At 63.4% G+C, this 13184-nt stretch carries 14 protein-coding genes; 12 read left to right on the forward strand and 2 right to left on the reverse strand.

The window, feature by feature from the left end:
• From K6G35_RS20730 to K6G35_RS20740, 3 genes are read left to right on the forward strand one after another with little or no spacing between them, the layout of a single operon-like run.
• The gene (locus tag K6G35_RS20730) at positions 1 to 1527 is read left to right on the forward strand and encodes a tripartite tricarboxylate transporter permease (RefSeq protein WP_008643148.1); all 1527 of its coding nucleotides are present in this window, start codon (positions 1 to 3) and stop codon (positions 1525 to 1527) included.
• Positions 1524 to 2321: an enoyl-CoA hydratase/isomerase family protein gene (locus K6G35_RS20735; RefSeq protein ID WP_008643150.1), complete on the forward strand. Its 798-nt coding sequence runs from the start codon at positions 1524 to 1526 to the stop codon at positions 2319 to 2321. The genes K6G35_RS20730 and K6G35_RS20735 overlap by 4 nt, the downstream gene beginning before the upstream one ends.
• A 15-nt stretch (positions 2322 to 2336) precedes the next feature.
• Positions 2337 to 3584 carry a CaiB/BaiF CoA transferase family protein gene (locus tag K6G35_RS20740; protein WP_495676952.1) on the forward strand — a complete coding sequence of 416 codons (1248 nt, stop codon included), beginning with the start codon at positions 2337 to 2339 and terminating at the stop codon, positions 3582 to 3584.
• A 17-nt stretch (positions 3585 to 3601) separates the two neighbouring features.
• Here the strand turns inward: K6G35_RS20740 and trhA are convergent, their stop codons facing one another.
• Positions 3602 to 4219 (reverse strand): PAQR family membrane homeostasis protein TrhA, encoded by a 618-nt coding sequence (gene trhA, locus K6G35_RS20745; RefSeq protein WP_495677116.1) that lies wholly within the window; start codon positions 4217 to 4219, stop codon positions 3602 to 3604.
• A gap of 171 nt (positions 4220 to 4390) precedes the next feature.
• Here trhA and K6G35_RS20750 point away from each other — a divergent pair, with 171 nt between their 5' ends.
• The 6 genes from K6G35_RS20750 to K6G35_RS20775 all read left to right on the forward strand — a co-directional run bounded on the left by K6G35_RS20750 (position 4391) and on the right by K6G35_RS20775 (position 9459).
• Positions 4391 to 4786, forward strand: a complete 396-nt coding sequence (locus tag K6G35_RS20750; protein ID WP_008643156.1) for an FKBP-type peptidyl-prolyl cis-trans isomerase — start codon at positions 4391 to 4393, stop codon at positions 4784 to 4786.
• A gap of 98 nt (positions 4787 to 4884) precedes the next feature.
• On the forward strand, positions 4885 to 5631 hold the full coding sequence (locus tag K6G35_RS20755) for a sulfite exporter TauE/SafE family protein (RefSeq protein WP_186426106.1): 747 nt from the start codon (positions 4885 to 4887) through the stop codon (positions 5629 to 5631).
• 91 nt (positions 5632 to 5722) lie between these two features.
• Positions 5723 to 5860, forward strand: a complete 138-nt coding sequence (locus K6G35_RS20760; protein ID WP_011520027.1) for a hypothetical protein — start codon at positions 5723 to 5725, stop codon at positions 5858 to 5860.
• Between the two features lie 139 nt (positions 5861 to 5999).
• Positions 6000 to 6323 carry a hypothetical protein gene (locus K6G35_RS20765; RefSeq protein ID WP_008643159.1) on the forward strand — a complete coding sequence of 108 codons (324 nt, stop codon included), beginning with the start codon at positions 6000 to 6002 and terminating at the stop codon, positions 6321 to 6323.
• A 710-nt stretch (positions 6324 to 7033) separates the two neighbouring features.
• Positions 7034 to 8236, forward strand: a complete 1203-nt coding sequence (locus tag K6G35_RS20770; RefSeq protein WP_008643160.1) for a collagen-like domain-containing protein — start codon at positions 7034 to 7036, stop codon at positions 8234 to 8236.
• Between the two features lie 152 nt (positions 8237 to 8388).
• Positions 8389 to 9459 carry a tetratricopeptide repeat-containing glycosyltransferase gene (locus tag K6G35_RS20775; RefSeq protein WP_035882755.1) on the forward strand — a complete coding sequence of 357 codons (1071 nt, stop codon included), beginning with the start codon at positions 8389 to 8391 and terminating at the stop codon, positions 9457 to 9459.
• A gap of 20 nt (positions 9460 to 9479) precedes the next feature.
• On the opposite strand, the gene K6G35_RS20780 is transcribed toward K6G35_RS20775, so the two are convergent.
• Positions 9480 to 10541, reverse strand: a complete 1062-nt coding sequence (locus K6G35_RS20780) for a phytoene/squalene synthase family protein (protein WP_495676953.1) — start codon at positions 10539 to 10541, stop codon at positions 9480 to 9482.
• A 182-nt stretch (positions 10542 to 10723) separates the two neighbouring features.
• Here K6G35_RS20780 and K6G35_RS20785 point away from each other — a divergent pair, with 182 nt between their 5' ends.
• The 3 genes from K6G35_RS20785 (at position 10724) to K6G35_RS20795 (ending at position 13121) form a co-directional block, all read left to right on the forward strand.
• Positions 10724 to 11713 (forward strand): Bug family tripartite tricarboxylate transporter substrate binding protein, encoded by a 990-nt coding sequence (locus K6G35_RS20785; protein ID WP_008643164.1) that lies wholly within the window; start codon positions 10724 to 10726, stop codon positions 11711 to 11713.
• 382 nt (positions 11714 to 12095) lie between these two features.
• On the forward strand, positions 12096 to 12329 hold the full coding sequence (locus tag K6G35_RS20790; RefSeq protein ID WP_008643166.1) for a hypothetical protein: 234 nt from the start codon (positions 12096 to 12098) through the stop codon (positions 12327 to 12329).
• A 21-nt stretch (positions 12330 to 12350) separates the two neighbouring features.
• On the forward strand, positions 12351 to 13121 hold the full coding sequence (locus K6G35_RS20795; RefSeq protein ID WP_008643168.1) for a CDP-diacylglycerol diphosphatase: 771 nt from the start codon (positions 12351 to 12353) through the stop codon (positions 13119 to 13121).
• Positions 13122 to 13184: the final 63 nt, after the last annotated feature.

The following is a 13184-nucleotide window of genomic DNA, read 5'->3' on the forward strand; positions in this document are numbered from 1 at the left end:
ATGGAAGAACTCAATGCGTTGATGGGCGGCTTTGCTGTGGCGATGTCATGGCACAACGTCGGGCTGATGCTGGTGGGCATCCTGCTCGGCATCGTCGTGGGTGTGCTGCCCGGGTTGGGTGGCCCCAATGGCGTGGCGATCCTGCTGCCGCTGACGTTTTCGATGGAGCCGACGTCGGCCATCATCATGCTGTCGTGCATCTACTGGGGCGCGCTGTTCGGGGGCGCGATCACGTCGATCCTGTTCAACATTCCCGGCGAGGCGTGGTCCGTGGCCACCACGTTCGATGGCTACCCGCTCGCGCAGCAGGGTGAGGCGGGACGCGCGCTGACGTCGGCCTTCACCGGGTCGTTTCTCGGCGCGCTGGCCGGTGTGCTGTTGATCACGTTCCTGGCGCCGCTGGTGGCGAAGTTCGCGTTACGCTTCGGGCCGCCGGAATTCTTCGCGGTGTATTTTCTGACGTTCTGCAGCTTCGTCGGCATGGGCAAGGAAGCCAAGGCCAAGATCGTGATCGCGATGTGCATCGGGTTCGCACTGGCGGCGGTCGGCATGGATACGGTTTCGGGCACGCTGCGCATGACGTTCGGCTCCACGGAACTGCTGCGCGGGTTCGACTTCCTGGTGGCTGTTATCGGCCTGTTCGGCATCAGCGAGATCCTGATGACGATGGAGGAGGGCGTCGCCTTTCGTGGCAAGCGGGCCAGCATCGACCTCAAGGTGGTGCTGAAGACCTGGGCCGAACTGCCGCGTTACTGGATGACACTGATCCGTTCGTCGATCATCGGTTGCTGGCTTGGCGTGACGCCGGGCGGCGCGACGGCCGCATCGTTCATGGGCTATGGCGTGGCCAAGCGTTTCTCGCGCAAGCGTGAGACGTTCGGGCGCGGCAACGTCGAAGGCGTGATCGCGCCTGAGTGCGCCGCGCACGCGGCCGGCACCAGCGCGTTGCTGCCAATGCTGGCGCTTGGCATTCCGGGGTCAGCCACGGCGGCGGTGCTGCTGGGTGGACTGATGATCTGGGGGCTGCAGCCGGGGCCGTTGCTGTTCACCGAGCAGAAGACCTTCGTCTGGGGGCTGATCGCGAGCATGTATCTGGGCAATCTGGCGGGCCTGATCGTGGTGCTTTCCACGGTGCCGCTGTTCGCCGCCATCCTGCGCATTCCGTTTGCGATCATCGCGCCGCTGATCCTCGTGGTCTGCGCGATTGGCGCGTTCACAGTGCATAACGCGATGTTCGACGTCTGGCTCATGCTGATCTTCGGCGTGATCGGGTATGTGCTCAAGAAGCTCGAGTATCCGCTGGCGCCGCTGGTGCTGGCATTGGTACTGGGCGATCGCGCGGAGGATGCATTCCGGCAGACCATGCTGATGTCGCAGGGCGAACTCAACGTGTTCTGGTCCAACGGGCTCGTCGGCACGATCATGGCGCTGGCAGTGGTGATCCTGGTGTGGCCGATGTTCGGCAGCCTGCTGGAGAAGACCCGGCGCCGCAAGGTAGTGTCGGCCCATCAGGGAGCGTCAGAATGAGCGATGACATTCAGCAGGAAGGGACGTTGCTGGTGACGCGCGAGGATGCCGTCGCCACCATCGTCCTGAACCGGCCCGCGAAGCTCAATGCCTTCACGCTCGATATGTGGCGGCAGCTTGGCGAGGCGTTCCGCGAGCTTTCCGCCGATGACACGGTGCGCTGCGTCGTCGTGCGTGGCGCGGGGGACCGCGCGTTTTCGCCGGGCAACGATATCGGCGAATTCGCCACCACGCGTTCCAACAAGCAACAGGCCACGGCCTATGGCGCGGTCATGCATGGCACCGCGCAGGCGATGCAGGACTGCCCGCATCCGGTGGTGGCGCAGATCCACGGCATCTGCGTGGGTGGCGGGCTCGAGGTCGCAGCCATGGCCGATATCCGCATCTGTGGCCAGAGCAGCCGTTTCGGCGCGCCGATCAAGAATCTCGGGCTGGTGATGGCGCACGCGGAGATGGCGCCGCTGGTGCGGCTGATCGGCACGTCGCGCACGCTCGAGCTGCTGTTCGAAGGGCGCATCGTCGATGCGGCCGAGGCGTATGCGATGGGGCTGGTCTCGCGCGTGGTGCCCGATGATCGCGTGGCCGACGAGGCGCGTGCCGCGGCGCAGCGGATCGCTTCCGGCGCGCCGCTGGTGGCCCGCTGGCACAAGCGCTTCGCCCGGCAACTGGCCGAAGGCAAGCCGCTATCGGCCGCCGATATCGATGCTGCGTTCGACTGTTTCGATACCGAGGATTTCCGCACTGGCTATCGCGCGTTCCTGGCCAAGGAGACGCCGAAGTTCAGCGGTCGCTAACCTGGGAGCAGACCGATGTCAGATTCCCCTGCAATCGCGCCGGGTGCGTTGTCCGGCCTGCGTGTGCTGGAACTCGCGCAGATCATGGCCGGGCCCACCTGCGGCATGATGCTGGCCGATCTCGGCGCCGATGTGATCAAGATCGAGAAGATCGACGGTGGCGACGACGCACGTGGCTATCGCGAGCCGACCATCAACGATGTGTCGGCGCCGTTCCTGATGCTGAACCGCAACAAGCGCGGCATCGCCCTTGATCTGAAGACACCCGAAGGCCGCGAAGTGTTCCTGCGCATGGTGCGCAACGCCGACGTGGTGATCGAGAACTTCCGCAAGGGCACGCTGGAGAAGCTTGGGCTTGGCTACGACACGCTGTCGCGCGAGAACCCGGGCCTGATCTATTGCGCGATCTCAGGCTATGGCCGCACCGGGCCGTTCGCCGACAAGGGCGGCTTCGATCTGATCGCGCAGGGTTACACGGGGCTCATGAGCATCACGGGCGAGGCGGGCGGGCCGCCGTTGCGCACCGGGAATTCGATCGCCGATATCAATGCGGGCATCCTGGCGGCGTTCGGCATTCTTGCCGCGTATCAGCATCGGCAGAAGACCGGGCGCGGGCAGATCGTGGAAACGTCGCTGATCGAGGCCGGCCTGCAGCAGCTCTACTGGCACGCGGCGATTCATTTCGCCACGGGCGAGTCGCCGGGGCCGAGCGGGTCGGCGCACGTGCTGGCGACGCCATACCAGGCATTTCCGACGCAGGACGGCCATATCATCGTTGGCGGCGCGAACGAGAAGAACTGGGCGCGTATCGCGCAGGTGCTCGGACATCCGGAATGGGTCGAAGACCCCCGCTATCGGCGCAACGCCGACCGGATGCGTCATCGCGACACGTTGCTGCCGGAGATGGCCGGCATCCTGATGACGCGCCCGTCCGCTGACTGGCTGGCGGCATTCGATGCAGCGGGCGTCCCGGCCGGACCCGTGCATTCGATTGGCGAGGCACTGAACCATCCACAGACGCTGGCGCGTGGCATGGTGGTACGGCAACAGCACGCGGAAGCCGGGCCCATCCGGACGCTGGGGCTGCCGATACAGCTATCGGAAACGCCGGCGCAATACCATCGCCCGTCACCGAGGCTGGGCGAACATACGCGGACGTTGCTGGCGGAATGCGGCTATGGCGAGGCGGAGATCGAGGCGATGCTCGAAGCCGGCGTGGTCACGGAGACGGCCGCATCGGCGGCGACCGTGACCGAGATATAGGGTGAGGTATCGGGCGCTTACCCGACGTAGAACAGGATGCTGATGAACTGGCACATGCTGCCGGCCAGCACGAACAGGTGCCAGATGCCGTGGAAGTGGCGCACCTTCTCGTCGAACAGGAAGAAGCCGATGCCGGCAGTGTAGATGGCGCCGCCGGCTATGAGCCAGTACAGCCCCACGGTCGGCAGGGCCGCCGCCAGCGGGCCAAACGCGATCAGCACCAGCCAGCCCATGATCACGTAGATGGCCAGCGAGAAGATGCGGGTGCGATGGCCGATCCAGAGTTCCTGAATGATGCCGGCCACGGCCAGCCCCCAGTTGACGCCGAACAGGGTCCAGCCCCAAGGGCCACGTAATGTGACCAATGCGAACGGGGTATAGCTGCCGGCGATCAGCAGGTAGATCGCGCAGTAGTCGAGGCGGCGGAAGATGTCCTTCGCGGGGCCGCGAACGCTGTGGTAGACGGTGGAGATCGTGTAGAGCAGCACCAGCGTGGTGCCATAGACGACGGAGCTGACGACCTTCCAGGCGTCGCTATGGAGTGCCGATGAAGTGACCAGCACCGCCATGCCAGCCGCCGAGAGCACCGCTCCCGCCAGGTGGCTATATCCGTTGAACCGTTCGCCGCGATACATCCCCAATGCCTCCGTCTGCGCTGTGGACAAGTGGCCATTCTGTCACGGATCGCCCGGTGAGCAGGCCGATCCGCGCAAACAACAGGGTCATGTACACTTGCCGGCTGGCGTCCGCACCGGGTTTGCCTGGCGTAGGCGTCACTCCCGAGAACCTGACACGACGAATATCCCATGAAGAAACTCTCCCTGATCCTCGCCGCCGTGGCGCTGGGCGCCGCAGGTATCGCGCAGGCTGAAACGCTGCCGTCCGGCGTGGTGATCGAGCACGTGACCAAGGGCACCGGCGCTTCGCCGAAAGCAACGGATACGGTCAAGGTCCACTACCGTGGCACGCTGACCGACGGCAAGGAGTTCGACAGCTCCTACAAGCGCGGCCAGCCGATCTCGTTCCCCCTGAACCGCGTGATCCCGTGCTGGACCGAGGGCGTGCAGAAGATGCAGGTCGGCGGCAAGGCCAAGCTGACTTGCCCGGCCTCGACGGCCTACGGCGAGCGCGGCGTGCCGGGCACGATCCCGCCGAACGCGACGCTGAACTTTGAAGTGGAGCTGCTGGGGATTGGCGGCTGACGATTGAAGGGGCCGGCGGATTCAGGGCCGGCTCTCGTTCCACCCCCGTTCCCCCGTGTATAGACCGGGAGCGGGGCGCAAACCATAAGAACAAGAACATGCAGGTAGATTCGGTCTTTCTCATCGTCGCCCTCGGCGCCATCGTTGCCGGATTCGTGCAGGGCCTGTCAGGCTTCGCGTTTGGCATGGTTGCCATGTCGTTCTGGGCCTGGGGCGTCGAACCACGGCTGGCTTCGGCGATGTCCGTGTTCGGCGCGCTGACCGGCCAGTTGCTTGCGGCCTTCACCGTACGCCGCAAGTTCCATCTGGCCACCGTACTGCCGTTCCTGCTTGGCGGCATCGTCGGCATTCCCATCGGGGTCAGTATCCTGCCCCGGCTCGACGTCCATCTGTTCAAGCTGTGCCTTGGCATCGTCCTGGTGATCTGGTGCCCGATCATGCTGTTCTCGAACCGCATTCCGCCGATCCGCCGTGGTGGCCGGCTGGCCGATGCCGTGGTCGGCGCCATCGGCGGCATCATGGGTGGCATCGGGGGGTTCACGGGCATTGCGCCAACACTCTGGTGCACGCTGCGAGGCTTCGACAAGGACAAGCAGCGGGTGGTGATCCAGAACTTCAATCTCGGCGCATTGCTGGTGACGATGGCCGTGTACGTGGGTACCGGCATCATCACGCGCGACATGTTGCCGATGTTCGCCATCGTGGCCCCGGCCATGCTGATTCCCACATTGCTCGGCACGCGGGTCTACATTGGTATCAGCGACATCGCGTTCCGGCGCATCGTGCTGACGCTTTTGACCTGCTCGGGTGTAGCCATGCTGGTCGCGGCAATTCCGAAGCTTTAGAAAAGAGCTGCATCAGGCGCTTTGTCGTGGGTGAATATCAGGGTTTATACTGACGTCCTTCTTTTGCCTGCAGCAAGTGATCGGCTTCACCATGAACAAGCGCTTCTATCTCTTCTGTGCCACCACGTGGGCCGCGGCTGCCGTGCTGATCCTGGGACAGGGTTCTATGGCCACGGATGCGCTGAGCGGCGTGATCGCGCTGGCTGGCTTCGATCTGCTTCGTCCCTGAGTGCTTGGCGGCGGTGCCCGCGCGCATCGCGTTAACACCATTGGTTCATGGCATTTTCGATGCCCGCGGCATAGGCTTGGTGATGGATTGTGCGTACTCAGCGCACGATGGTCTCAACCGTTCTCGCAGGAGGATCCCGATGAAGGCACTCACCATTGCAGTGGCAGTTGCAGTCTTTGTACCCGGGCTGGCGTTTGCGGCGGGACCGGCAAGTCCCTCTGATCGCTATGACTACGACATGCATACGACTAACAAGGACGGCTATGTGCCCGACCCGGCGCGCACGAGCAACAAGGATGGCTACACGCCCGACGCCGCCCGGGCCGGCGACAAGTTCGATCCCTACACACAGGGCGCGAACCAGAGCACGTCATCAGCTCTGACCGATAGCAAGAGCACCACGAAGAAGTCGAGCAAGTCTCACAAGAAGGCGCCTGCAGCACCGACGGCGGCGACCCAATGAGCGACGAGATCTGGTTGGAAACAAAGCCCCGCGAATGCGGGGCTTCTTTTTTGGGCTTTCGCAGGGTCCTGAGGACAGCCTTGGTCCAATGTCCGCCGGCAGCCGCCGGACAGGACGACAGACGGCAGTGGCGATAAAAGCTTGATCCCCTCTGAAGTAGGGTGTGATGCTTCTTTCGTTGTATCGTCAACATCGTTCGATTATGTTGCCGGGCTGGACACAGTCCATCGACAACTGCGCCGACGCTGTCGCGCACGCCCACAAAACGCCCGGGCGAATCGGGCAAGCAAGAAAAAGAATCAAAAGAGCATTCACCTTGTCAGCGAACAGGGAACGGGAGAAACGGGTTGAACACGCCAACAAGGTCAGCCGGGCAGCACTTGCCCGGCATTTTGCGTTCTGCGCGACGAAATTTCTGCGGTACCAGCGCGCTGCCCGGCTCATGTCCGTGGCAGGTGCCTGACATCATGCCGCCCCGCAACGGCGGCCCCCGACCGCACGCCCTCCTCTCCATGCCGGCGCCTTCTACGACGCCGTCATCGCCGACTGGATTGACATCCTCTTCGTAGTTTCAGTACCCGGCAGTTCGCTTCAAGCGCCCCGGAGTCCTGTCCGAAGTAGCGACACCCGCTTTGGTTCCACGAAAGCTCGTCTTGTGACGCGGCCAGCGATTCCGTTTGCAGCATTTCCACCTCATCCAAGTAGAACCAATGAAAAACACCCAACGGAAGCTGGCTGTACTCCCCCTGGCATGCCTTGCTGCCACGCTGGCAGCGTGCGGCGGCGATGCCTCGGAGTCGAGCACGGCGGCAGCCACGCCCACCAGTACGCCGGCCGCGACGCCTGCCGGCAGCATGATTTATACCGGTGTTGCCGACCCCACGAGCAGTATTGGCGTGAACGGCGATTTCTATCTCAATTCGGCTACGTCCACGCTGTTCGGCCCCAAGGCAAACGGTGCCTGGTCCGCAGGCGTATCGCTGATCGGGCCAGCTGGCACGCTGATCCGCTATGGGACGCGTGACCCGATTGCCAGCGACGGCAACGATGGTGACTTCTATCTGAACACCAGCTCAAGCACGCTGTTTGGACCGAAGGCGGCCGGAGCCTGGCCGATGCCCGGCAAATCGCTGATCGGCGCCACGGGTGCGGTTGGACCGACCGGCGCCACGGGCGTAACCGGCGCTACCGGTGCCACGGGTCTGCAGGGCATCCAGGGGGTCACCGGCCCAATGGGTGTGACGGGTGCTACTGGTGCCACCGGCGCCGGCGTGACGGGACCGCAGGGCATTCAGGGTATTCAGGGCCCCACCGGCCCTGCCGGAGCTGCAGGGCCGACTGGTGCGACTGGTGCGACGGGGGTAACAGGGGCTACGGGTGCGACGGGCGTGACGGGTCCCTCAGGTGCGACAGGCCCCACGGGGCCGCAAGGACCGCAGGGCATTCAGGGCCCCACCGGTACCACGGGAGCGACGGGCGCCACAGGGGCAACTGGTGCCACGGGGGCCACCGGGCCTGCGCTCTATACGGCGAACTTCGTTGTGGGCAATGGCACGAACTTTGGCAATGCCACCTACATCATGACGGGGTCGGGTCTGACCCCTATCGCCACACAGCCGTATCTTGGTGTTTTGCTGCCAATCAATTGCAGCACACTGACGCTGTCGACGGCCGTGACGGGCATCCCGCCTGCACCCTATACGATGGAAGTCTTCAAGATTCAGCCTCCCTCGACAACCGTCACGTCAACAGGGCTTGTGTGCCAGGCCAACAGCTCTGGAGCTAGCTGTACGCAGACCCAGACTGGCACCTATGCGGCTTCCGCGGGGGACGTGCTGCAGGTCCAGTTGACAGGTACTACGGCGTTTAACGCCTGGTCGGGCGCTGTCTATGCCACGCTGACGTGCCAGTGATCGACGGCGGGCATCGATAGGCTGATGGCGGGCCATGGGCTCGGGGATCGCTCCGGGCCCATCCGTCTCGTGCGAACCCTTGCGCCGCCTGTTCAGTATCCCGCCCCAGCGCCCGACAATTGCCAACCTGTCTCCCCCGAGAACCAAAGCCAATGCGAATCTGCCTGTCGATGATCGTCAAGAACGAGGCCGCCGTGATCGAGCGCTGTTTGCGCGCGGTGCGCCCGCACATTCACGCCTGGGCGATTTCGGATACGGGGTCGACCGACGGGACGCAGGACATTATTCGCAATACGCTCGGCGACCTGCCGGGTGAACTGATCGAACGTCCATGGGTGGATTTCTCGACCAACCGCAATGAAGCGCTCGCGCTGGCGGCCAAGCACGGCGATTATGCGCTGCTGATCGATGCCGACGATACCATCGAGGCTTCGGACTTCGGCGAACTGACCGCCGACTGCTATGACCTGGTCGTCCAGTTTCGCTCGCTGACCTACAGCCAGCCACATCTGATCCGGCTGGGCCACGGGTTCTTCTATACGGGCGTGACCCACGAATACATCGACTGCAACCGTCCGTATAGTCGCGACACCTTGAAGAACGCCATCTATCGCATCGGCGACGACGGCGCGCGGCGCGTGAGCGGCAGAAAGTTCGTGGAAGACGCAGGGATACTGGAGAAGGCACTCGCAGCCGATCCCGGCAATACGCGTTACCAGTTTTATCTTGCCCAGAGCTATCGCGACGGTGGTCTGGTGGACAAGGCCATTGCCGCCTATGCGAACCGCGCCACCATGGGCGGGTGGGACGAGGAAGTCTATTACTCGATGTTGCAGATGGCGGTGCTGAAGGAGGGCGGCGGAGCGTCGCCCGGGGACATCGTCGACGCCTACCTGGAGGCCTACAACTACCGGCCGACACGGGCCGAAGCGCCTTGCGAGCTCGCGCGCTATTTCAGGCTGCGGCAGCGCCATGTCCTGGCACGCGACTTCGCGCGTGTTGCCACCGGCATCGCCCAGCCCGATGACCGGCTCTTCATGGATCAGACCGTCTATGACTGGCGCGCGCGTGACGAGCTGTCGATCGCGCTGTACTGGTGCAATGAACGCGATGAAAGCGCGCGGCTCTGCCGGGAATTGCTTGCCGATCCACGCCTGCCGCGCGAGCAGCATGATCGCGTGACGCGAAACCTCGCCTTTGCAATGGGCGATGTCCCGGGCTGAAGCTGCCGACGAAGCAGCGTCTATCGGGTGGAACCGTCGAGGCTGGCCTCGATCCGCGCGATCAGGTCTTCCATCCAGCGCCGCAGCAGCGTGTCCGACATGACCGTTGCCGTGCTTCGCGCCAGCACCCGGTACACCTTGCCGCGCGGGATCTTCGAAATGTGCGCCGGGTCGGGCCAGGCCTTGTTGCCGGCCAATAGCTGCAGCGTCTCCAGGCCAATCAGGATCGGCCACAGGCAGGCAAGCCGCAACCGGATCGCCGTGCGCGGAATCGCGAACGTATAGGCCATCGCTTCGCGGAAATGCGCGAGCGAGACATGCAGCAGTTCGTCCAGTATTGGCCGCGCGCGCAGCGCATTGGCCGGGTCCATCAGGTCGCGTGGCGTCATGCCATGTCGTTCCAGGACCTCGGTCGGCAGATAGCACCGGCCGATGCGCAGATCCTTGCCGCAATCACGCAGCACATTGACCATCTGCAATGCCTTGCCGAAGCGGACACCTCGGCGCAGCATCGTCTCGGGCGCCGCCGTCAGCGTGCCCGGCTGGTGGGCATAGGTCATCGTGGTCCAGAACTCCCCCACGCAACCGGCCACGAGATACGTGTAGCGATCGAGCTCGTCCATCGTCCGCAGCGCGGCCACCTGGCCCGAGCGCTCGTCGGGGAACGTGCGCAGGTCGAATTCCATGCCTTCGGTCAGCGTATCGACGATACCGCGGACAGCCGTGCGATCAGAAGCATCGAGTTGGCTCAGCACGCCAAGCGCGGGGCCGATCGATTCCAGCAGTACCTTCTCGTCGGACTGGGTTTGCTGGCTGGCAACTTCCGCGCTCAGCCGTTGCGCGAGCGAACCGTCGTTCTGCGTGCCGTTGACGTGCTGCCGTAGCGCCAGCAGCAGGTCTAGTCGTTGCGCGGGCGGAATCAGCGAGGTATCCGCGATGGTGTCCGCGGCGCGTGCCAGCAGATAGGCCAGACCGACGGGGTCGCGCATGCCCTCGGGCAGGATGCGAAGCGTCAGGTAGAACGAACGGGAAACCCCCTTCAGCAGCGGGCCGAGCAGAAAGGCCCGGTTCGGATTTGGCATGGCATGGTGATCGCACAATGGGACGGCGCATTGTATCCGCCAAAGCTGACGAACTCGTCTGGCCTCAACCTGGCCCTGCCAAGCCTGCGCGTATTAAACCTAGTACCGAACCTCGGTGAGGTGATGCATTCTCTCAAATGACAACACATCGGGCCGGATAACCGGTACTAAGGAGACAAAGCATGAACAATCTCAGTATCCAACGTCGCCAATTCCTGACGAGCCTGGTGGGAGCCGCCGCTGTAAGTAGCCTGCCGCGATGGGCTTACGCGCAAGCGGCATACCCGAATAAACCAGTGCGCGTGATCGTGCCCTTTGCCGCTGGGGGCACGACCGATGTGGTCGCTCGCCTCATCATGCAAAAGGTGGGGGAACTGATGAAGGCCTCGTTCGTGATCGAGAACAAGGGGGGTGCCAACGGCATCATCGGTACGGGCGAGGTGGCACGTGCCGCGGCAGACGGCTATACGCTGTTGTTCAACACTGCTGGCGCCCAAACGCTAAGCCCCGTGATCTACAAGGCCCCATATGAGGCGGCGGCCAGTTTTGCGCCGGTGGCGCGGGTGTGCGATGTCGGCTTTATTGTCATCGTGCGCAAGGATCTGCCGGTCAAGAACATGGCCGACTTGATTGCTTTGGCCCGGAAAGCGGACAAGCCGCTCGCGGCCTCGTCCGGCAGCAGCATGATCAACCTGATCACCGAGCAGTTCAAGCGCGTGATCGACGCACCGAATGTCACCAACGTGCAATACAAAGGGACAAGCCTTCAAATGCAGGCCGTGGCTTCGGGGGAAGTCGATTTTTCGTTCGACTCCTTTGCCGCAGTGGAGTTGATCAAGGCGGGTCGCGTCAAGGCGCTGGCGGTTATTCTGCCGCAGCGCGCCGGGTCTTTTCCAGACGTACCTACGTTCAAGGAACTGGGTATCAAGGACATGGAGTTCAATTCCTGGGCAGGGCTGCTGGCACCCAAAGGGACGCCCAAGGAGATCGTCACCGCGCTGGCGCAGAACGTCGAAAAAGCAAAACAGATGCCGGACGTGGTCGCCAAGCTCAAGCAGTATGACTATGTCATGGCCAACAGCACGCCGGATACGTTTGGCAAGGAGATCCAGGCAGAAACCGATCGCTGGAAGCAAGTGGTGAAGGAAACCAACTTCAAGATCGAAAGCTGATTCGGCATAGTCCTGAAGAAGCACTCCATCGGCGCGTTGTCCCGGGTGTCGGCGCGCCGATGCGGCGAATTCCTGATGATGGCGCTGCTTGTCAGGTATGCTGTTTCTCTTGCGCGTAGTTGGGATCAGTGTTTTCCCTTGGCTACAAGGCAGTGTCCTGCCTCAGGCGCAGATCCGTCCGAGTTCCCTGTGCGGTACATGCGTGGCGCGCACGCCACGCCCGAGGAATCCGCGCCTACCCGCAAAGCCAGGCCTGACGCGGCCGTCTGGCCAGCAAGGGGAAAGAACCGTCCACCTACGCAAAACTACTGCATCGAGGTCATTCCCATGTCATGGGCGCTTATGCATAATTTCCTGAATCTGGGCCTCAAGGATTGTATTGATGCGTGTGACGATTCGAACCACGACGATTCCCGGAGCTCCTGACCGAGCTGCACTTCATCGCGCGGCGGTCTACCTCAATACCGAGGAAGATGCCTCGCCGCTGATGGTCAGTGCGTGGAGTCAACGTGAACCCGAAGCATTTCTCGCCGCCCAGCGCTGGGCGCGCAACCATGCTTATCAGGTATCGAATCCCCGCAACGGCACGTATTACGGCGGACGCACCGCGCGTTGATTCCAGCGCCCCCATGACGCCGTGAAACGCCTGCTGCTGTGGTGTCTGGCGCTGGTTGCGTCGGGGCAGGCTTGTGCCGACACTGGCCTGCTCGAACGCATGGTCGGCGGATTTTCGCGCGACAGCCTCTGGAAGAACGTCCAGGAGCGCTGCCTGACACCGGCTACGCCCACACATTCCGATTGCGTCATCGTTGATCGACAGCGGGGCTTTGTCCTCTACAAGGACATGATTGGCGCCTCGCATTACCTTGTCATTCCCGTGCGGCCGGTCAGCGGCGTCGACGACGCGCGTGTCTGGTCCGATCGCGAGCACAATGCCTGGGCCTTCGGCTGGGCCGCGCGCGACACCGTGGGCAAGGCCATTGGCCGCGCGCTGCCGGATACCCTTCTGGGGCTGGCCATCAACGCGAGGGCGGCGCGCAGCCAGGATCAGCTTCACATTCATCTGGATTGCATCAGCGAAAGCGCGCGCGACTTCCTTGCCAATAGCGCTTTCGACAGGCAGTGGCGCAGCCTGACGTTTCGCGGCAAGCCCGTGCGTGTCAGGCTGATTCCCTCGGACGATCCGGTTCTTGCGGTGGACCCGTTCGACGTGGTGCGCGAGGACCTCGGCGTCGACGGCAAGATCGCCGACCGGGGCGTATTCCTGGGCTATGTGCGTCCCTTGCAGGGCCAGGCCGGTTTTGTCGTGGTCGATGAACCCGTCGACAAGGCGGGCGGCGCAAACGGCCATGCCAGCGATTTTCTGGATCGCGGCTGCAAGCTGGGCCGGGCGCAGCCCGGGCGATAGCCGAAAAATTCTGCCTGCCAGAACGTGGCGGTGATGACCGTTGCACAAATGGCCGATATTCGC

The organism is Cupriavidus sp. HY129, assembly GCF_059492215.1.

Bases quoted from the DNA above. Each gene is read 5' to 3' on its own strand.
- K6G35_RS20760 (WP_011520027.1), top strand. From the start codon at position 5,723: ATGAACAAGCGCTTCTATCTCTTCTGTGCCACCACGTGGGCCGCGGCT.
- trhA (WP_495677116.1), bottom strand. From the start codon at position 4,219: ATGTATCGCGGCGAACGGTTCAACGGATATAGCCACCTGGCGGGAGCG.
- K6G35_RS20755 (WP_186426106.1), top strand. From the start codon at position 4,885: ATGCAGGTAGATTCGGTCTTTCTCATCGTCGCCCTCGGCGCCATCGTT.
- K6G35_RS20770 (WP_008643160.1), top strand. From the start codon at position 7,034: ATGAAAAACACCCAACGGAAGCTGGCTGTACTCCCCCTGGCATGCCTT.
- K6G35_RS20730 (WP_008643148.1), top strand. From the start codon at position 1: ATGGAAGAACTCAATGCGTTGATGGGCGGCTTTGCTGTGGCGATGTCA.
- K6G35_RS20780 (WP_495676953.1), bottom strand. From the start codon at position 10,541: ATGCCAAATCCGAACCGGGCCTTTCTGCTCGGCCCGCTGCTGAAGGGG.
- K6G35_RS20765 (WP_008643159.1), top strand. From the start codon at position 6,000: ATGAAGGCACTCACCATTGCAGTGGCAGTTGCAGTCTTTGTACCCGGG.
- K6G35_RS20735 (WP_008643150.1), top strand. From the start codon at position 1,524: ATGAGCGATGACATTCAGCAGGAAGGGACGTTGCTGGTGACGCGCGAG.
- K6G35_RS20740 (WP_495676952.1), top strand. From the start codon at position 2,337: ATGTCAGATTCCCCTGCAATCGCGCCGGGTGCGTTGTCCGGCCTGCGT.
- K6G35_RS20785 (WP_008643164.1), top strand. From the start codon at position 10,724: ATGAACAATCTCAGTATCCAACGTCGCCAATTCCTGACGAGCCTGGTG.
- K6G35_RS20750 (WP_008643156.1), top strand. From the start codon at position 4,391: ATGAAGAAACTCTCCCTGATCCTCGCCGCCGTGGCGCTGGGCGCCGCA.
- K6G35_RS20775 (WP_035882755.1), top strand. From the start codon at position 8,389: ATGCGAATCTGCCTGTCGATGATCGTCAAGAACGAGGCCGCCGTGATC.
- K6G35_RS20790 (WP_008643166.1), top strand. From the start codon at position 12,096: ATGCGTGTGACGATTCGAACCACGACGATTCCCGGAGCTCCTGACCGA.